An 18,476-nucleotide genomic window follows, 5' to 3' on the forward strand; every position below is an offset into this window, starting at 1 on the left:
TTCACACTTCGACCCATTCTGAAAGCTCAAGAGCGTCGTCGACTTCCATGCCGTGTGTAGAATGCCGAAGACGTCGATAGAGAAAATCCAGAAGTTCGCACTGAGCGCGGCTCAAACCGAAAGGTAACCGATCGATCGCGCGCGCCTTATTGCATGCGTCCTGATGCCTGAGATGCGTTGAGCGTGCAGATCTGGGGCATCGCCGTTAACCGCGCGTGTCGACCCAGTTGCGTGCCCAGCGTGTCGAGTGCTGCAACGCCTGCTCCTCACTCGTGAAGTAATCGAGCGAATAGAACTGGTAGCGGCCGTCCGCGCGCCCGCTATCGGCGCGTTCGAGCAGCAGGTTGGAGGAAAAACTGCCGTCGGGCAAACGATGCGCCGAGGGCTGTACGGCATAGCCGTTGTATTGTTGAGTTTGTTTGTTCTGCATTTTAGTTTTAATAATGTCGAGTGCGCGCGTGCCTTGCGAAATGTGCACAGGTACGCCGATTCAAAGGCATCTCAGGCCGAATCTGAAGCAGTCGGAAAGCGAAGACGTGGCGCTAATGCCAGAGGGGAAAATGAGCGCAATGAGACGTATGGCGCTTGGCAAGCTGCCGGCGAAACCGATGCAGCCAGGAGCGAACGCGCCACTTCAGGAAACAACGCTCCGTAAGGATGTCCCTGCAACCCGGCGTCCGTCGCGGAACGCCGGGCTCTTCAAACTTTACAGCGGCTTGATGTTAGCTGCCTGCAGACCCTTCGGGCCTTGCTTCGTTTCGAAGCTCACCTTCTGATTTTCAGCCAGCGTCTTGAAGCCGTCGCCGCTGATTTCGGAGAAGTGAGCGAAAAGGTCGTCACCGCCCTTGTCCGGGGTGATGAAGCCAAAACCTTTGCTATCGTTGAACCACTTAACGGTACCGGTATCCATGAAGAATCCTTGAGAAAAAACGGGAAAATGTGCTCCGTTGAAGAGCGTATGAAGCGTCAAGGAGGGAGAGGACAACGAATACCGCTGAGGAGCGAGCAATTGATGAACAGCAATCGAACTTCTTGAACTTCATGCGGCACCTTAACCGCCGAGTGGTACCAGCGTCAATACTTATCTTGTAACTGTTTCACGGGGCGGGGCCGTTTTGCAGACGAAGCGATCCAAAGACCGGGTGCGCTGCACGAAGCTGCGAACCGGCACGCCTCGATCGATTTACGGATTGGCATACGATTTCGCTGTGCCTAAATCTGCGAACGTCTCAAGCTGGACACAACGCATACACCTTCTGAATTTTTGAATTCGCGCAGTCACAGCTGCTACTGCGCCATCTGCAGATCCACGATCGCCGCGGCGAGAAACCGTGCTGCTTCGCCGCCCGTGACGACCCGATGGTCGAACGTCAGACTAAGCGGCAAGATCCGATGCACGGCCGGAACGCCACTTACCGCCACGACCTGCTCGTGAATGCGCCCCGCTCCGAGGATTGCGACAGTGGGCGGCACGACCACGGGAGCTGCGTATTTGCCGGCGATCATGCCGAAGTTCGACAACGTGATCGTATTGCCGCGCAGTTCCTCCGGTGGAATCTTGCGTGCCCGGATGTCGACACGCATCCGGTCGAGGCCGCCGCGCAGATCCGCTGCGTTGCGGTGCGCAACGTCGCGCAATACCGGTACAAAGAGGCCATCCGGTAGATCGACGGCGATGCCGAGGTCGATCTTTTCCAGTACGTGGCGCCGTCCCGCATGTCCGTCGAACCATGCGTTGAGCCCGGGTTCGGCGCTGCATCCTGCTACCAGCGCACGGATCAGGCGGATCGTCACATCGGTATGTGGCGGCCACTCGTGAATGTCGGCGTCGTCGATGACGGTCGCGGCCGCCACTTCGCTCTGCGCGCGCGCCATGTTCTGCGCCATCGCGCGCCGCACGCCGCGCAGCACTTCGGGCGGACCGAGCTGAGCGAGTATCTTCGCGACGCGCTGCACGTCAGCCGCCGTGATGACACCCTCCGCCCCCGACGGTGTCACCATCGCAAGATCGACATCAAGCTTGCGCGCGAGCGCCCGCACCGCCGGGATCGCCTTGATTGTGCCGACACCCGTGCCCGGGCTGCCGCCGAGCGCCGCCGGCGCTTCGTGCACCACATGCTGGCCGACCTCCATATGACCGACCACGGTACCGGCATCGGCTTCGTCGGCCGCTCCTTCGAATGCGACGAGCGGCGCCCCCAGATGCACGATATCGCCGGGCTGGCCGAACAGCTTCGCGACTCGGCCGGATTGAGGCGACGGAATATCGACGATCGCCTTCGCCGTTTCCACCGACAGCAGCCGTTGATCCGCGCGAATGTCTTCGCCGCTCCTGACGTGCCACTCGACGATCTCCGCTTCCTGCAAACCTTCGCCGAGATCAGGCAGTTTGAAGATTTTCATGGCATCCCTACGCTTCCAGCGCCTGCCTGACCGCGCCAACGATGCGCTCAGTGTCTGGCATGTATTGATTCTCGAGTCTGTACAGCGGCACCACCACGTCATAACCGGTGACGCGCTGCACCGGTGCGAGCAGCGAGTACAGTCCGCGCTCGGCGATGTTGGCGGCGATCTCCGCGCCGACCCCTCCGGCATGCGAGCCCTCGTGCACGATCACGCAGCGTCCGGTTTTCGCCACCGACGCGAGAATGGTGTTCATGTCGAGCGGCTTGAGCGTCGCCACGTCGATCACCTCGGCCATTACGCCTTCCTGCGCGAGCAGATCGGCCGCGGCCTGCACGTCTTGTAACGCCCCGCCCCAACTCACCAGTGTGACGTCTGCCCCATCGCGCAACGTAAAGCAACTGTCGAGTGGCAGCGCTTCGCCGTCATCCTCCACTGGCTGCCTGAAGAGCCGGTACAGCCGCGTCGGCTCGAAGAAGATCACCGGGTCCGGGTCCCGGATCGCCGCCAGCAGCAAGCCGTACGCGCGTGCTGGCGACGACGGCGTCACGACGCGCAGCCCGGGTATGTGGGTGAACAGCGCTTCAGGGCTTTCGGAATGGTGCTCTGGTGCGTGAATGCCTGCGCCGCATGGCGCACGGATCACAAGCGGACACGTCAGTCGTCCGCGCGTTCGATGCCGCAGACGCGACGCATGATTCAGGATGTGATCGATGGTCGGGTAGACAAACCCGGCGAACTGGATCTCCACAACGGGCTTAACGCCCATCGCCGCCATGCCGATCGCGCAGCCGGCGAGGGCGGTTTCGGCCAGCGGCGTGTCGATCACCCGCTGAGCGCCAAAGCGCGTCTGCAACCCGACGGTCGCGCGAAATACGCCGCCGTTCACGCCAATGTCCTCTCCGAGCAGCACAACGGTAGGGTCGTGCGCCAGTTCATATGCGAGCGCCTGATTGAGGGCCTCGACCATGTTGAGGTCAGCCATCGCCGTGCCCCTTAGCCGGCGCGAAACGTTGCGCCATCGCCAGTTGCTCACGCATCGCTGCGGGCAACGCCTCATACAGGTGATCGAACATCGCGGATGGGCCCGCAGGCGGTATCGCCAGGTACGCGTCGACGGCCTGCTCGACCTGCGCACGGCACGCCTTACCGAGTTCCTCGTCCTGCGCCTTGGTCCAGACGTTCACGTGCATCAGGTAGGTGCGCAAACGAAGCAGCGGTTCGTATTCCCATTGCTTGCCGATGACCTCGGCGTCGCGATAGCGCGTCGCGTCATCGGCCGTCGTGTGATCACCAAGGCGATAGCTGAGCGCCTCGATCAGCGTCGGGCCATCGCCGCGGCGAGCCTTGGCGAGCGCCGCGTGGACAACCTGATGCACGGCGATCACGTCGTTGCCGTCGACCTGCAGCCCCTCTATTCCTGCAGCGATCGCTTTTTGCGCGAGCGTTTGCGCAGCGCTCTGGTGGCTGCGTGGTACCGAAATCGCCCACTGGTTGTTATTGACGACGAGCACAAGCGGCGCCTGCCAGACACCGGCCATGTTCATCGCCTCGTAGAAATCGCCCTTGGATGTGCCGCCGTCGCCGAAGATCGCCACCGCAACGCGCGGCTCGTGACGCAGCAGGAACGCGTAGGCTGCGCCGGCCGCATGGCACACCTGTGTGCCGATCGGCACACAGTTCGGAAAATCGTTACGGGGCACGCTGAAATCGCTGCCGCGCTCGTCGCCGCCCCAATACAGGAGACTTTCCGTCATCGTGACGCCGCGCAGCAATTGCGCGGCGTGATCGCGATACGAAGGGAACAGCACGTCGTCGGGCTGCATCGCGCTGGCGACACCGACACCGATCGCCTCCTGGCCGACCGACGACGCAAAGGTGCCGAGCTTGCCGGTACGCTGCAGCGCGACCGCCTTCGTGTCGAACGCCCGTGTCAGCACCATCGCGCGATAGAGCGCAATCAGCGCCGCCGGGTCACGTGCGAAGGCTGGCAATGACTGGACAGGCTCGCCATCGAGGCCAAGGTATTGCGTATAGCCGATATGAAAGCTGACAGCCGTCGTCATGTCCGCCCCCCATGTTCTTTCAGATTTCAAATACGTGCCGGAGTTCGCGCGCGAGCGCTACCGCGCTCGTGCCGTCAGAGTTCGGCGCGTACCAACTTGAGTTTAGGCAAGGGAAACACGTACAGGGGGCCAATTCCTCGCCGCCTCAACCACACGCGGCACGGCAACCAGGAATACGGACGCCCGATTGTCGCAATGCAGCAGCGGGTGGCCGGTTGCGCGGCCCCGGAAGCAGACGGGAATTGCGCCGGCATCCCGCCGGCCGCGGCCGCTCCAGGCGAATATCGGCCGGGCAGAATCGGTCGAAGACCGGAACGCGCTCGCTCAGAGCACCTTGCATCCAGCGAGGAAGATGCGGACCGCCTCACGCGCGATTCTGTTGCGCTCCGATGCGCCGGGGCGCCTCCTGGTGGCGCCAAGCAGCAGCCGCGCGCGGACCCCGCCGAGTACCAGGTGTAGAAACTGCTCGGTAGCCAGCGCAACGTCATCGAGTTGCAATGCGCCATCGGCGACTGCCGAACGAAGATAGTCCGAAAGCGGCTCCATGCCGCGTAGTTCACCCGCCTTGTTGTAATACCCGCTGATGAGTTCGGGAAAACGATAGGCCTCGGTCAGAAGCAGGCGATGCAATGCGATCATGTCAGGCCGCGTGCACACATCCAGCAGATGGAGCGCGACCTTCTCGAGGACATTTTCCGGACGGCGCGCATCGAGCACGATATCGCCGAGCTGCGTGATCCATGAACGACGCAGCATCTCGACGATTGCGCTGAACAGGCCCGCCTTGCTGCCGAATCGATCGTACAGCGTTTTTTTTGCAATACCCGCCTCTCGCGCGATGCCTTCAAGGCTGGTCTCGCGATATCCAGCGGCAAGAAAATGGCGCTGCGCAACATCGAGCAGGCGCTGCAGACGAATTTCGGACTCTCGCAGCGTAGGACGCCCGCCTGATCGGATAGGTTGAGTCTGTGTTTCGCGCGTCACGATCCAGGCCTATTGACAATGTCTACCGACGGCGGAAACTATACCGGCGCGTTTCCGTCAAGCTACCTGGGACTCGGGGCGAGGTCAATGGTCGATTTCTTTATCGAGCGTCCGATCTTCGCATCGTCGATCGCCACCATCATGGTGCTCGCGGGGCTCATTGCCTGGTTCAACCTGCCGGTGGAGCGGTTTCCGCAGATCACGCCGCCACAGGTTCTGGTCAAGTCGACCTATACGGGTGCGAGCGCGCAGGTCGTGGCGGACACCGTCACCGCGCCGCTCGAAGAGCAGATCAACGGCGTGCCGGGTATGAGCTACCTGTCGTCGGTGAGTGCCAACGATGGCACGTCCACGATCACCGTCACGTTCAACGTCGGCTACAACATCGACATCGGCGCGGTCGACGTGCAGAACCGCATCTCGCAGGCGACGGCGCAGCTTCCCAGCATCGTCAATCAGGCCGGCATCACCATCCAGAAGCAGAACCCGAACTTTGTTCTGGCGGTGAATCTCTATTCGCCAGACGGCTCGATCGATCCTGTCACCCTCAGCAACTACGCTTATCTCCAACTCGTCGACTCGCTCAAGCGCCTGCCCGGCGTGAGCGATGTCACGATCTTCGGCGAACGCCGCTACTCGATGCGCATCTGGCTCGACCCCAACAAGCTCGCCGCGCTCGGCATGACCGCCAGCGATGTCCAGCATGCGATCGCCGAACAGAATGTGCAGGTCGCCGCAGGCAAGTTCGGCGAGGCGCCGGCGCCGGCGGGCACGACGTTTCAATACCAGATCAACACCCACGGCCAGTTGGCGGACGCGCAGCAATTCGGCAATATCGTGCTGCGCGCCGGCACGGCGAGCGACGCAACCGTGTATCTGCGCGACGTGGCGCGCATCGATCTGGGCGCACTTCAGTACACCTCTAGCGCCTCCGTGAACGAACACCCGGCGGCGCTGCTCGCCGTCTTCCAGTTGCCGAGCGCCAATGCGCTCGACCTCGACCAGCGTGTCAAGGCCACGATGCAGACGCTTGCAAAGCGCTTCCCGAAAGGGATGGCGTGGGGCATCACCTACGACACCACCATGTTCGTGTCCGCCTCGATGGTCGAGGTGATGAAGACGCTGACCTTTGCGCTGCTGCTGGTGCTGGGCGTCGTGTTCCTGTTCCTGCAGAGCTGGCGGACCACGTTCATTCCGATGATCGCCATTCCAGTGGCGCTCATCGGCACCCTCGCGATCATGCTGGTGCTCGGCTTTTCGCTGAACACGGTCAGCCTGCTCGGCATGGTCCTCGCTATCGGCCTCGTCGTCGACGATGCGATCGTCGTGGTCGAGAATGTCGAACGCCAACTCGAGAGCGGGCTTACGCCCATGGCTGCGGCGAAGGCGGCGATGCGGGAAGTGACGGGGCCGATCGTTGCCACCTCGGCAGTGCTCGGCGCCGTGTTCGTGCCGATCGCCTTCCTGCCGGGCGTGACGGGCCGTCTCTACAATCAGTTTGCGTTGACCATCGCCATTTCGGTGGCGCTCTCGGCGTTCAATTCCCTGACGCTCAGTCCGGCGCTCTGCGCGTTGCTGTTGCGACGGGACAGGCCGCCACGGTTCATCCTGTTTCGCAAGTTCAATCAAGGCTTTAACTGGGCGCGCAGCCACTACGCGAATTCGCTGCGCGGCTTGATCCGGCTGCGCTGGCTCGCGCTGGCGGTCTTCGCGTGTGGCCTGGGTGTGACCTGGCTGCTCCATTCGACGATCCCTTCCGCCTTTTTGCCGGTTGAAGATCCCGGCTATTTCTATGTGATTACGCGACTCCCGTATGGCGCTTCGCTGCAACGCACCGAGGCCGTAATGGAGCAGACCCGCGCGATCCTGAGGGCGACGCCCGGCGTGGCGAACGTGCTGTCCATCAGCGGTCTGAATTTCATCACTCGCAGCACGACGTCGAACAGTGCGGCCCAGTTTGTGATCCTGAAGCCGTGGGACGAGCGAGGTGCGAAGCAGAGCGTCGCCAACCTCATCGCCACGGTACAGCCGAAGCTCAATCAGATTCCGGAGGCGGTGGCGCTTGCACTGATTCCACCGACTATTGCCGGCCTCGGCACCTTCGGCGGCTTCGATTTCGAAATCGAGGATCTGAGCGGCCGGGGCAGTGCCGCACTCGGCGAGGCGACCCAGGCCTTTCTCGCCCAGGCGCAGCAACAGCCTGAACTCGAGCGGCGCACCCTGCTCACCAGCTACAACACGTCGACGCCGCAATACGATTTCAATCTCGACCGCGTGAAGGCGAAGCTGCTCGGGCTCAACCTGAGCGATGTGTTCAATACGATGCAGATCTATCTCGGCTCGCTGTACGTGAACAATGTGACGCTGTTCGGCCGCACCTTCGAGGTGTTGCTCGAGGCCGACGACAACGCCCGCGGGAACCGCAGCGACCTGTCGCGGCTCTACGTGCGCAACGCCGCGGGAAGCATGGTGCCGCTGGGCACGCTCGGCCGGCTCGAACCGACGGTGGGGCCGGACACGGTGCCTCATTACAACCTCTACGGTGCCGCGGAGATCACCGGCAGTGCGGCGCCGGGCTACAGTTCGGGCCAGGCGATCGCGGCGATGGAGCGCGCGGCGCGCGTTTTGCCGGCGGATTTCGGCTATGACTGGACGGGCATTACCTATCAGGAGCTGCAGGCCGGCTCGGTCGCGGGCCTGGTCTTCGCGCTCGCGCTGTCCTTCGTGTTCCTGTTCCTCGCCGCGCAATACGAGAGCTGGACGTTGCCGTTCACCATCATCCTCACGGTGCCGCTAGCCCTGTTCGGCGCGCTGGGGCTGCTATGGCTGCGCCACATGCAGGTCGACATCTATGCGCAGATTGGTTTCGTCCTGCTGATCGGGCTGGCGGCGAAGAACGCGATCCTGATCGTCGAATTTGCCAAGCGGCGCCGCGAAGCCGGCCTCGATATCGTCGCGGCGGTGACCGAGGCGGCCCGCCTGCGTCTGCGCCCGATCCTCATGACCGCGTTCGCGTTCATCTTTGGCGCCGTCCCATTGATGATCGCCTCCGGCGCGGGCGCCGCGAGCCGCCGGTCGATCGGGACGACGGTGGTAGGCGGCATGCTCGCCGCCACCCTGCTCAGCCTCGGATTCGTGCCGATCTTCTACACGGTGATCGAGCACTTGCGTGAGGCCGTGCTCAAACGTATCGGTCGCGCGCCTCGCGATGGCGGCGAGGCGGCGTCCGGGGATTGATCGGGGAGCAACGGCGCAATGAGAGTCGGCAAACTTCGCGTTGTAGCCACAGGCCTGGCGATCGCCGTAGTCGTCTGCGTCCTGTCGTTCACAGGTGGAGGAGCGCGACAGGCTACCGGCAGCCCGCCCGCGCCGGACCCAGCCGCCCCCACCGAGGTGCCCGTAACCCAGGTGGTCGAGCAGACCGTGCCGGTTTACCTCGAATATGTCGGCACCACGGACGCGATCCGCACCGTCACGCTTCAGGCACAGGTGACCGGCTACCTGGCGAAGCAGGGGGTGTCCGATGGCTCGGACGTGAGCAAGGGCACACTCCTGTATGAGATCGATCCGCGCAGTTATCAGGCGGCGCTCGATCAGGCGAGGGCGCAGGCGGCAAAAGATGCGGCGGCGCTCGAATATGCCATCGCCAGCCATCGCCGCAATACGCTGATGAGCGAGACGGGCGACGTGTCGATCGATACGCTGCAGCAGTCCGCGAGCACCGAGCATCAAGACCTGGCCGCGCTCGCGGCGGATCGTGCGCTGATCGAGACGGCGCTGCTCAATCTCGACTTTACGAAGATCCGCGCGCCGTTCTCCGGGCGTCTCAGCCTGAGTCAGGTGCATGAAGGTGCGCTCATCAGCAGCACGGGGACCCAGCTCAACACCCTCGTGCAGCTCGACCCGATCTATGCCACCTTCAATCCGCCGGACACCGATCTCGCCACTATCCAGCAGGATCAGGCGAAGGGGACCATCGCGGCCGAGGTCATCGTCGGTCAGGGCGCGAGCCCGCAGTACCGTGGCAGGCTCACGTTTCTCGACAACAACGTGGGGCGCAGCAGCGGCACCATCACCGCGCGCGCGACCGTCGAGAACCCGGATCACACGTTGCTGCCGGGGCAATTCGTCCGCGTGCGCCTGCACGTCGCGGACGCACCCAACACGCTGCTGGTGCCACAAGTGGCCGTCGGCTCCAACCAGCTTGGCAAATACGTCTACGTCGTCGGCGCAGACAAGCGGGTCGAGCAGCGCTACGTGACCCTCGGCTCGGACTACGGGCCACTTGTCGTGGTCAGGAAGGGCGTCGTTCGGGACGATTCGGTCGTGGTCGGCAATCTCCTCAAGCTCAGCCCCGGCATGGCCGTGAAACCGGTTGCGGCGAAGTCTTCGTAAACGGCCCGTAACATGAGGAGCGCGCAGCAATGACATCGAACCCCGGCTTTGCGCGTCACCCCCGGGCAGCATGTTGCCGCAGCGCCGCCTGCGCGGCGCTTTCGGCGGCGACGCTGCTTGGCGGCTGCGAAGTCGGACCTGACTTCGCGCCACCCGGGCCGCCGCAGGTCAGCGGCTATACGCGGGAGCCGCTGCCGGAGCGAACCGTCGCGTCGGACGTCCACGGCGGCGAGGCGCAGCGCTTCGTGCAAGCTCTCGACATTCCGGGGCAATGGTGGACGCTATTCCACTCGGCTGCGCTGAACGCACTCGTAGAACGTGCGCTTGAGGCCAACCCGAGCCTGCAGGCGGCGCAGGCCACCCTTCGCGAGGCCAACGAAGCGCTTTACGCAGCACAAGGGGCGCTGTTCCCGACGGTGAGTGCGGACATCTCGACTGCTCGCGAGAAGATTTCGGGCTCGCCGTTCGGGATCTCGACCGCGGTGCCGGTCTTCAGGCTCAACAACGCCTCGGTGAGCGTCACCTACCTGCTCGACATCTGGGGCGGTACGCGCCGGCAGATCGAATCGCTCGCCGCGCAAGCCGAGTACGAACGCTTCGAACTCGAGGCGAGCTATCTGAGCTTGACGTCGAACGTCGCCACGGCCGCCGTACAGGAGGCTTCGTTGCGGGCGCAGATTGCAGCCACAGAGGAGATCGTCGCCATCGAGACGCAGCAACTCGCGGGATTGAAACGGCAATTCGCGATCGGCGCCGTCGCCAATGCGGCGGTACTCGCGCAGGCGGCCACGCTGGCGCAAACACGCGCGCAGTTGCCGCCGCTGCAAAAGCAACTGGCGCTGACCCGCAATCAGCTCACGGCCTATCTTGGCCGCTTCCCGAGTGACGAGCTGGTCGAGACGTTCGATCTCGCGTCGCTGCAGTTGCCCGACACGTTGCCGGTCAGCCTGCCGTCGACACTCGTCGAGCAGCGTCCGGACATTCGCGCGTCGAAAGCGCAACTGCACGCCGCAAGCGCAGAGATCGGCGTCGCCACCGCCAATATGTTGCCGCAACTCACGCTCAGCGCCGCCTATGGCAGTGAGACCAACGATGCGCTGTTTTCGCCGGGAAGCGCGATCTGGAACCTGGGAGCGGGACTCACGCAGCCCCTCTTCGAAGGTGGAACGTTGCTGCACCGGCGCCGCGCCGCAATTGACGCTTTCGATGCAGCAGCGGCGCAGTATCGCAACACCGTCATCTCGGCGTTTCAGAACGTGGCTGATGCGTTGCGAGCGCTGCAATCAGATGCGGACGCAGTGGTGGCCGAGGCAGCAGCCGAGCGGGCGGCGGCGGACAGCCTCGCTGTGTCCCAGCGCGAGTTCCACGTTGGCGCGATCAGCTATCTTGCGCTGCTCGACGCGCAGCGGACGTACCAGCAGGCCCGCATCAGCCTCGTCCAGACTCAGGCCACCCGGTATTCCGATACCGTCGCACTCTTTCAGGCTGTCGGCGGCGGATGGTGGAACCGCAGCGATGTGGTGCGTGAGCGCGGCTAATGATCCTCATCGCGGGCATGCCCTCCCGTCGCCCGGAACCATGCGGCACAGTCATGGTCCTGGCAAGCCATTCCGGACCGCTCGGATTGACATCCTGTCGGCCCGCAATGAGACCGTGGCAAATCTGGTTCGAGTGGTTCAGCGTGGCCGTAAGTGGCGGGTCGACCTTCTCTATAGCGGCCGTTCGCTGCCACGAAAGCCTGACGTTCTGCAACGGGGCGCCGGGTGCGTTCCAAGGCAGCGCCACCTCTCGGAAGACTGGACGCATCACCGCCGACAAAACGCAAATTGTGGCGCCCAGTGAAAGCCGAAGCAGGAACGCCATGCTCACCGCACGGCGATCCGGGAATCAAGCCTCAATCGGCGTTTGTGCCATCAAACTCCACGAGTTCAACCCAGTTCGCGCCCTTGCCGACCGGATACTGTCCGATCGCACTCAGCTTGCCAGTCTTACGATCGATGTTGTAAACGCTAAGGCTCGTCGATAATTGCCCGACAGCCAGCAAGTACTTGCCGGACGGATCGATATTGAATCCACGCGGTTGCTTTTCCGTCTGGTATGTACCGATACGCGTGAGCTTGCCAGAGGCAGCATTCACCTTGTACGCCGCGAGCGTGCTCGATGTGCGCTCCGATGCAAACAGGAATCGCCCGTCCGGGGTCAGGTGCAGATCGGCCCCCCATGGCTTGTCGCCGGAGAAATCGGGCGGCAGGATCGAGACCGTTTCGACCGGCTTGACGGTGTCGCGGGTGCTATCGAAGGCGAGTACGTGCAGCTTGCCGTCGAGTTCATCGATCAGGTACGTGAAGCGATGATCCGGCGAGAATACGAAGTGACGTGGTCCCGATTTCGGCGGCAACGAATAGGCGGGCGCGGTGTCCTCGGTCAACTGCCCATTCGAGGCGTCGAACTTGAGACGAAGCCAGGCATCCGCGCCGAGAACCGACGCGAATACGAAACGGTTGTCCGGAGCATTGCGGATCGCATGAGCCATCGGGCCGGTCTTGACGGTCTGCTGTACGTTGCCGACCACACCATCCGCGCCGATCTGGTTCACCGCCAGAAGGTTGCCGCCATATGACGCGGAAAAGAGGTAACGGCCGTTTGCGTCCGTCGAGATATACGCCATGCTATCCGCAAGCGGCGCCCTGCCGAGTTCGATCAGCCGGCCATCGAGCGGATTGACCGCAAAGCTCACCACGCGATAAGGCTTCGAGCGCAGTCCTGCGTAGAGCCGGAGGTGATCCGGCGAAAACGCCATCGGCATCACCGTTGCACCGACAGACACAGTCTCCACGGGCGCAAGCGAGCCGTTCGACTTGTCGAGACTGAAAACCGAGATATCCTGACTATCTGCATTCGATACATATGCGTACGTCGCGGCCTGTGACACGCAGGAGAGGGAAGCACCGGCAATCAGAATTGCGGTGGCGCCCAGCACGCCTTTAACGTTCATATTCATACCCCAGTTAGAAATGATTTAGATTGTCTGAATCGACCAGCGCTTTGCGTCGGTCAATCGGAGCTTCTATTGCGCGGCGAGGCGGAATGCCGAGACTGCATTCGTCATTGACTGCGCCTGCTGTTCGAGCGCGCTCGCGGCAGCGGCGGCTTCTTCGACGAGTGCCGCATTCTGTTGAGTCACCTGGTCCATCTGCGTAACCGCCTGGCCGACCTGTTCGATGCCCGTGCTCTGCTCGATCGTTGCTGCCTTGATTTCATTCATGATGGTGGCCACGCCGCGCACGGCGCTAACAATCTGCTTCATCGACTGACCCGCCTGCGCGACCAGGCTATTGCCGTTAGCTACGTCCTCGACCGAGGCGCCGATCAAGGCCTTGATCTCTCGGGCGGCGTCCGCGCTGCGCAGAGCTAGACTGCGAACTTCGCTTGCGACGACGGCGAAGCCGCGTCCCTGCTCACCGGCCCGTGCCGATTCGACCGCCGCATTCAGCGCAAGGATATTGGTCTGAAATGCGATGCTGTCGATCATCCCGGTGATCTCGGCGATCCTACGCGAACTCTGGCTGATTGAATTCATTGTCTCGATGGCGCGCTCGACCACTTCGCCGCCCTGCTCGGCGACATCGGCTGCGCTCGAAGCCTGTGCACTTGCCTGCTGCGCGTTATCCGCGTTCTGTTTGACGGTGGACGTCAATTGCTCCATGCTGGCCGCGGTTTCTTCCAGTGCCGCTGATTGCTGCTCTGTGCGGCTCGACAGATCCACATTGCCCGCGGCAATCTCGCGCGCGCCGCCGTAAATGGCCTCGCAACTGTTGCGCACGTTTGCCACTGTCTGAGCCAAACCACGCTGCATCCGCTGCATCGCCGCGAATAGCTGACCGATCTCGTTGCCGCTCGCCTCGGGGATGCGCGCTGTCAGATCATTCGCCGCGATTCGATCGAGCAGATTGGCGGCGTCGTTCAGCGGAGTCGTCACGATGCGCCGCAGCGCGAAATGCGCAGCGACGATCAGGACCAGCGCCGCGCTCACTCCGAAAATGACCAGGCTGACGACCCACGTATATTCGCGATCGAGCTGCGCGATGGCATCGTTCGACAACGTGTTAGCGATGCTCTGGAATTTCTCGACATTCACCGAATACGCCACACCGGTTGACGTAATGTCGTGATCGTTGATAGCGGCGTAGGCGTTCGTATCGCCGGCACGCAGAGCATCGGAGGCTTTCTTCAGAATCGCGGCGAGGTTGACTGACGATTCGATCAACTGCTGCTTCAACCCGTCGTCCTGGCCACGAAAAACGGCGGCGCTTCGAAACGACTCGGTTTCCGCATCCGCCCGGTTCATCGTCGTTTCGGCGCTCTTCAATGCCGAGTCTCGCGTCGTCTCGTCGTTGCGCTCCTTTAGAGCTGAGTAGGCTCGTGTCAACGCGGCTCGAGTGCGTGTGGAGTCCTTGTATGCGTCGTTGACGAGAATTTCCTGCGTCGCAATCTGATGGATGCGGTTGAGATTGGCATTCGCGCGGCTGAGCGTGGCGACACCGATCACGCCGCCCAGCAAAATCATCGCCGCAAAGATCAGGAAGACAGTCAGGAGACTATTTCGAACCGATACGTTTCTCATGCTACTTTTCAACCCGGTGTTGTACGATGACCTCTTTATCGGCAGATTCCGCGATCTCTTTAGAGAATGGGCATGCAGATAGGCTTTGTGCCGGGACATCAGACTTCTGGTGGGGCGCTTCAATGGTCTTCGTTGCCCCCGTGCGGCGCTTTGACCAGCGGACCGATGACAGTGCGACCCTCCGCGTGACACCTTGAAACCCGCTCGCCCGGGTATTGGGAGGATTGACAGGCTCAGAGATGGGAAAACTTCTTCAGATACCGTCTTCGGCTAACGTATGCAGTTCGTGGGAAACTGCAATGGCGACAGTCAGATACTCGTTCTCTCGTACCTGCGCAATTGCTACGCCTGATTCGCCTCGCCAAATCGACGCGAAGGGTTGCCCTGCCGATACAGGTAGCTCGTAAGCCGAGATGCGCCGTATCCCTTCGCCACTCGGCGCGCTTTTCAGCCCACCATTTAGCGCTTATCGAATCAGGATTTCATAGCCGACATGCGAAACGCGCCATACATCAAAAGCCGATTGCTGATCGTCGCGGCGTTCGCATTGCCAGCGTTCGTGTTCACCAGCGGCTGTAAGTCCACGGTGACGCCGCCCTTGACAGCGCCGGGGAAGATCGCCGCTGACGACGCTGCGCTCGCCGCCCGGGTGAAGCAGGCGCTCGTCGCGAACCCGGAACTGAGATCCTTGCCGATGAGCGTCGCGACGTATCGAGGCGTCGTGCAGTTGTCAGGATACGTGGATTCGGAGGCACAGATTCAGAAAGCGCTTGCTGTGACGCGCGGCGTGCCGGGGGTGCAATCCGTGAGCAACGATCTGCACCTCAGGCCGCAATGACGCGCGTTTGCCGGAAAACAGATGAACCAGGCGCGGACGACCTGGACGAACATCGACAGATCGTTCGGATCGAGCGCGATATTTATCCAGGAAAGCTCAAACTTCCAGGTTATCGATCAGTCGCGTGTTTCCGAGGCGCGCAGCCGCGACGACAACGAGCTTGCCCGCATCCACCTCCTGTGCGGCTGGAGACCGCAAGTTGACCTGCTTGCGCACCGCTCCCGTAGCCGACAGCGGGGAGTATACATAAATGAATGTTGTATACCAATATGAACGCACAGGGACCAACAATGGCACGGCGCCTACGGGCGAAGCGCCCGCCCCGCCTCGTCTCAGAGCGGCGCTCCCCTCGACACGTCAAGAAATCCCGCGGTCTGGAGTTTCTCGAAGATCACCTCTACGGCCATTTCGGGAGAAACGGTCAGAGTGTTGATGTGGATCTCAGGATTCTGCGGCATCTCGTAGGGCGAATCGATGCCTGTGAAGTTCTTCAACTCGCCGCTACGCGCTTTCTTGTAAAGTCCTTTCGGATCGCGCTCCTCGGCCACTTCGAGTGGCGTGTCGATGAAGACCTCGATAAATTCACCCTCCTCCATCAGTTCGCGTGCCAGGGCGCGCTCCGCGCGAAACGGCGAAATGAATGCGGTAATGACGATCACGCCCGCATCTGCCATCAATTTCGCCACCTCGGCAATGCGTCGGATATTTTCCACCCGGTCTTCGGCCGTGAATCCGAGATCCTTGTTCAACCCGTGACGAACATTGTCCCCGTCGAGCAGATAGGTTCGCTTGCCCATCGCGTGCAAACGCTTCTCGAGCAGATTTGCAATTGTCGATTTTCCCGCACCTGAAAGCCCTGTCAGCCATACAACGCCGCTCTGGTGCCCGTTCAGCACCCGCCGCGCGCGTTTGTCTACCTCCAGCGTCTGCCAGCGAATATTGTTCGCACGGCGCAATGCGAAGCGCAGCATACCGGCACCGACCGTGCTGTTGGTCATGCGGTCAATGACTATGAAACCGCCCGTCTCGTGGTTTTGCTCGTATGGATCGAAAGCAATCGCGCGATCAAACTCCAGTTCCGCGACACCGATCTCGTTCAAGGCGAGAGTCTCACTCGCCACGCGGTCAAGCGTATCGACATTCAGCTTGTATTTGAGCGGTAATATCGTTGCCGTGACGGTCCGGGTGCCAATTTTCAGCAAGTAACTGCGCCCCCGGAGCATGGGTTGGTCGCTCATCCACACGAGCGTTGCTTCGAACTGGTCGGCAACCTGCGCGGGCGAATCGGCCGTTGAAATCAGATCTCCACGACAGACGTCCACTTCGTCGGCGAGCAGCAGCGTCACGGACTGTTCCGCGAAGGCCTCGTCAAGATCGCCGTCCGCCGTCACGATTCTTGCGACAGTGCTTTCCCGTCCTGATGGCTGTACCTGTATACGCTGCCCGACACGCACCACACCGGACGCAATAGTGCCTGCAAACCCACGGAAATCAAGATTGGGGCGGTTGACCCACTGCACTGGGAAACGGAACGGCTGCGCCTGCAAATGCGTTTCGTCGATCTCGACAGTCTCGAGGTGACGCATCAAGGACGGCCCTTCGTACCACGACGTCTTCGTGCTCCTTTCAACAACGTTGTCGCCATTTACGCCCGAAATCGGCATTGCAGTCACACCAGGGATGCCAATCTTTCTGGCGAATTCGCAATACTCACGAGAAATTTCGTCGAATCGTTCACGCGAGTACTCGACCAGATCCATCTTATTGACCGCGAGAACAACGTTGCGAATGCCGATCAACGACACCAGATAGCTGTGCCGCCGCGTTTGCTGCAAAATGCCCTTGCGAGCATCGACCAGAATGATGGCAAGATCGGCCGTAGAAGCACCCGTTATCATGTTGCGGGTGTATTGCTCATGCCCGGGCGTATCAGCAACGATGAACTTGCGCCGGTCGGTCGAGAAAAACCGGTAGGCGACGTCGATGGTGATGCCCTGCTCGCGCTCCGCAGCGAGACCGTCCAGCAGCAGCGCGTAGTCTATTTCCCCGCCACGCGTACCGACCTTTTTCGAATCGGCTTCGAGCGCGGCAAGCTGGTCCTCGAACAGCATTCTGGATTCGTAGAGTAATCGGCCGATCAACGTGCTTTTGCCGTCATCCACGCTCCCGCATGTGATGAAACGCAGAAGACTCTTTCTTTCGTGCTGCTTCAGGTACCGTTCAATATCGGTCCCGATCAGCTCAGAGACGTGTGCCATCAGAAGTACCCCTCCTGTTTCTTCCTCTCCATGGACGCGGCGCCGTCATGATCGATCACGCGCCCCTGCCGCTCGGAGGTCGTCGTCAAGAGCATTTCCTGGATGATTTGCGGCAATGTCGTTGCGTTCGACTCGACTGCACCGGTAAGCGGATAGCAACCAAGCGTGCGAAAGCGCACCATTTTCTCCTCTACTTTCTCGTGCGGCTTGAGTGGCATGCGCTCGTCATCCACCATCACCAGGATGCCGTCCCGATTCACCACGGGCCGCCTCGCCGCGAAATAGAGTGGCACGATGGAGATATTCTCGAGGTAGATGTACTGCCAGATGTCCAGCTCGGTCCAGTTAGAGAGGGGAAACACGCGGATCGACTCGCCGTTGTTCTTTCGCGCGCTATATAGGCGCCACAGTTCGGGTCGCTGATTTTTGGGGTCCCACTGGTGGGTTGCCGTACGGAATGAAAAGACTCGCTCTTTCGCACGCGATTTCTCTTCGTCTCTGCGAGCGCCCCCGAAAGCGGCATCGAAGCCGTACTTGTCGAGCGCCTGCTTCAAGCCCTGGGTCTTCCACATGTCGGTGTGAACCTGCGAACCATGATCGAACGGGTTGATGCCCAGTTCTTTCGCTTCCGGATTCTGGTGAACGATCAGCTCCATTCCGGTCTCGCGAGCCATCCGGTCCCGCATCGCGTACATGTCGCGGAACTTCCAGGTGGTATCCACATGCAGAAGCGGAAACGGAGGGGGCGCCGGGTAAAAGGCCTTTTTTGCCAGGTGGAGCATGCAGGCGCTGTCCTTGCCGATCGAGTAAAGCATCACTGGGCGATTTGCCTCAGCGACGATTTCCCGCATGATATGAATGCTCTCGGCTTCAAGTCGCCGCAAATGAGTCAACGTCGGCATGGCACA

At 61.6% G+C, this 18,476-nt stretch carries 14 protein-coding genes and 1 pseudogene; 4 read left to right on the plus strand and 11 right to left on the minus strand.

All coding sequences use genetic code 11. The features are described from left to right. Window positions 1–205: 205 nt before the first annotated feature. From HDG34_RS20340 to HDG34_RS20365, 6 genes are all read right to left on the minus strand, one after another. A complete protein-coding gene (locus HDG34_RS20340) occupies window positions 206–430 on the minus strand; it encodes a hypothetical protein (RefSeq protein WP_184061902.1) in 225 nt (74 codons plus the stop codon). 276 nt (window positions 431–706) lie between these two features. Next, entirely contained in the window at window positions 707–910 is a 204-nt protein-coding gene (locus HDG34_RS20345) for a cold-shock protein (protein ID WP_012428559.1), read from the minus strand. Window positions 911–1,287: 377 nt separating this feature from the next. Then, window positions 1,288–2,403 carry a dihydrolipoamide acetyltransferase family protein gene (locus tag HDG34_RS20350; protein ID WP_090808903.1) on the minus strand — a complete coding sequence of 372 codons (1,116 nt, stop codon included), beginning with the start codon at window positions 2,401–2,403 and terminating at the stop codon, window positions 1,288–1,290. Between the two features lie 7 nt (window positions 2,404–2,410). Then, window positions 2,411–3,388 (minus strand): alpha-ketoacid dehydrogenase subunit beta, encoded by a 978-nt coding sequence (locus HDG34_RS20355; RefSeq protein ID WP_184061903.1) that lies wholly within the window; start codon window positions 3,386–3,388, stop codon window positions 2,411–2,413. Next, complete coding sequence (gene pdhA, locus HDG34_RS20360) at window positions 3,381–4,469, minus strand: pyruvate dehydrogenase (acetyl-transferring) E1 component subunit alpha (protein ID WP_184061904.1); 1,089 nt, start codon at window positions 4,467–4,469, stop codon at window positions 3,381–3,383. Before pdhA ends, HDG34_RS20355 begins: the two co-directional genes overlap by 8 nt. A gap of 324 nt (window positions 4,470–4,793) precedes the next feature. Further along, complete coding sequence (locus HDG34_RS20365; RefSeq protein WP_311734812.1) at window positions 4,794–5,453, minus strand: TetR/AcrR family transcriptional regulator; 660 nt, start codon at window positions 5,451–5,453, stop codon at window positions 4,794–4,796. An 87-nt stretch (window positions 5,454–5,540) separates the two neighbouring features. Between HDG34_RS20365 and HDG34_RS20370 the strand changes: the two genes are divergently transcribed. Genes HDG34_RS20370 through HDG34_RS20380 form a run of 3 tightly spaced genes read left to right on the plus strand, consistent with a single transcriptional unit; the run spans window position 5,541 to window position 11,386 of the window. Beyond that, entirely contained in the window at window positions 5,541–8,690 is a 3,150-nt protein-coding gene (locus HDG34_RS20370; protein ID WP_184061905.1) for an efflux RND transporter permease subunit, read from the plus strand. An 18-nt stretch (window positions 8,691–8,708) separates the two neighbouring features. Then, entirely contained in the window at window positions 8,709–9,848 is a 1,140-nt protein-coding gene (locus tag HDG34_RS20375) for an efflux RND transporter periplasmic adaptor subunit (RefSeq protein ID WP_184061906.1), read from the plus strand. A gap of 29 nt (window positions 9,849–9,877) precedes the next feature. Next, entirely contained in the window at window positions 9,878–11,386 is a 1,509-nt protein-coding gene (locus HDG34_RS20380) for an efflux transporter outer membrane subunit (RefSeq protein ID WP_184061907.1), read from the plus strand. Between the two features lie 356 nt (window positions 11,387–11,742). Here the strand turns inward: HDG34_RS20380 and HDG34_RS20385 are convergent, their stop codons facing one another. Next, window positions 11,743–12,849, minus strand: coding sequence for a lactonase family protein (locus HDG34_RS20385; RefSeq protein ID WP_409259458.1), 1,107 nt, complete (start codon window positions 12,847–12,849; stop codon window positions 11,743–11,745). A gap of 66 nt (window positions 12,850–12,915) precedes the next feature. Beyond that, complete coding sequence (locus tag HDG34_RS20390) at window positions 12,916–14,472, minus strand: methyl-accepting chemotaxis protein (protein ID WP_184062001.1); 1,557 nt, start codon at window positions 14,470–14,472, stop codon at window positions 12,916–12,918. Between the two features lie 493 nt (window positions 14,473–14,965). On the opposite strand from HDG34_RS20390, the gene HDG34_RS20395 reads away from it, so the two are divergent. Beyond that, window positions 14,966–15,310 carry a BON domain-containing protein gene (locus tag HDG34_RS20395; RefSeq protein WP_090808886.1) on the plus strand — a complete coding sequence of 115 codons (345 nt, stop codon included), beginning with the start codon at window positions 14,966–14,968 and terminating at the stop codon, window positions 15,308–15,310. A 96-nt stretch (window positions 15,311–15,406) separates the two neighbouring features. Here HDG34_RS20395 and HDG34_RS39335 read toward each other — a convergent pair. The 3 genes and pseudogenes from HDG34_RS39335 to cysD all read right to left on the minus strand — a co-directional run. After that, window positions 15,407–15,529 (minus strand): annotated as a pseudogene (locus HDG34_RS39335) (pantoate--beta-alanine ligase); the annotation flags it as partial. A gap of 113 nt (window positions 15,530–15,642) precedes the next feature. Then, window positions 15,643–17,568, minus strand: coding sequence for a sulfate adenylyltransferase subunit CysN (gene cysN / locus HDG34_RS20400; RefSeq protein WP_184061909.1), 1,926 nt, complete (start codon window positions 17,566–17,568; stop codon window positions 15,643–15,645). Then, complete coding sequence (gene cysD, locus HDG34_RS20405; protein ID WP_184061910.1) at window positions 17,568–18,470, minus strand: sulfate adenylyltransferase subunit CysD; 903 nt, start codon at window positions 18,468–18,470, stop codon at window positions 17,568–17,570. The genes cysN and cysD overlap by 1 nt, the downstream gene beginning before the upstream one ends. Between the last annotated feature and the right edge of the window lie 6 nt (window positions 18,471–18,476).

Source organism: Paraburkholderia sp. HC6.4b (genome assembly GCF_014200875.1).
Classification (GTDB): domain Bacteria; phylum Pseudomonadota; class Gammaproteobacteria; order Burkholderiales; family Burkholderiaceae; genus Paraburkholderia; species Paraburkholderia tuberum.

Bases quoted from the DNA above. Each gene is read 5' to 3' on its own strand.
- HDG34_RS20355 (WP_184061903.1), bottom strand. From the start codon at position 3,388: ATGGCTGACCTCAACATGGTCGAGGCCCTCAATCAGGCGCTCGCATAT.
- HDG34_RS20375 (WP_184061906.1), top strand. From the start codon at position 8,709: ATGAGAGTCGGCAAACTTCGCGTTGTAGCCACAGGCCTGGCGATCGCC.
- HDG34_RS20385 (WP_409259458.1), bottom strand. From the start codon at position 12,849: ATGAATATGAACGTTAAAGGCGTGCTGGGCGCCACCGCAATTCTGATT.
- cysD (WP_184061910.1), bottom strand. From the start codon at position 18,470: ATGCCGACGTTGACTCATTTGCGGCGACTTGAAGCCGAGAGCATTCAT.
- HDG34_RS20340 (WP_184061902.1), bottom strand. From the start codon at position 430: ATGCAGAACAAACAAACTCAACAATACAACGGCTATGCCGTACAGCCC.
- cysN (WP_184061909.1), bottom strand. From the start codon at position 17,568: ATGGCACACGTCTCTGAGCTGATCGGGACCGATATTGAACGGTACCTG.
- HDG34_RS20380 (WP_184061907.1), top strand. From the start codon at position 9,878: ATGACATCGAACCCCGGCTTTGCGCGTCACCCCCGGGCAGCATGTTGC.
- HDG34_RS20370 (WP_184061905.1), top strand. From the start codon at position 5,541: ATGGTCGATTTCTTTATCGAGCGTCCGATCTTCGCATCGTCGATCGCC.
- HDG34_RS20345 (WP_012428559.1), bottom strand. From the start codon at position 910: ATGGATACCGGTACCGTTAAGTGGTTCAACGATAGCAAAGGTTTTGGC.
- HDG34_RS20395 (WP_090808886.1), top strand. From the start codon at position 14,966: ATGCGAAACGCGCCATACATCAAAAGCCGATTGCTGATCGTCGCGGCG.
- pdhA (WP_184061904.1), bottom strand. From the start codon at position 4,469: ATGACGACGGCTGTCAGCTTTCATATCGGCTATACGCAATACCTTGGC.
- HDG34_RS20350 (WP_090808903.1), bottom strand. From the start codon at position 2,403: ATGAAAATCTTCAAACTGCCTGATCTCGGCGAAGGTTTGCAGGAAGCG.
- HDG34_RS20390 (WP_184062001.1), bottom strand. From the start codon at position 14,472: ATGAGAAACGTATCGGTTCGAAATAGTCTCCTGACTGTCTTCCTGATC.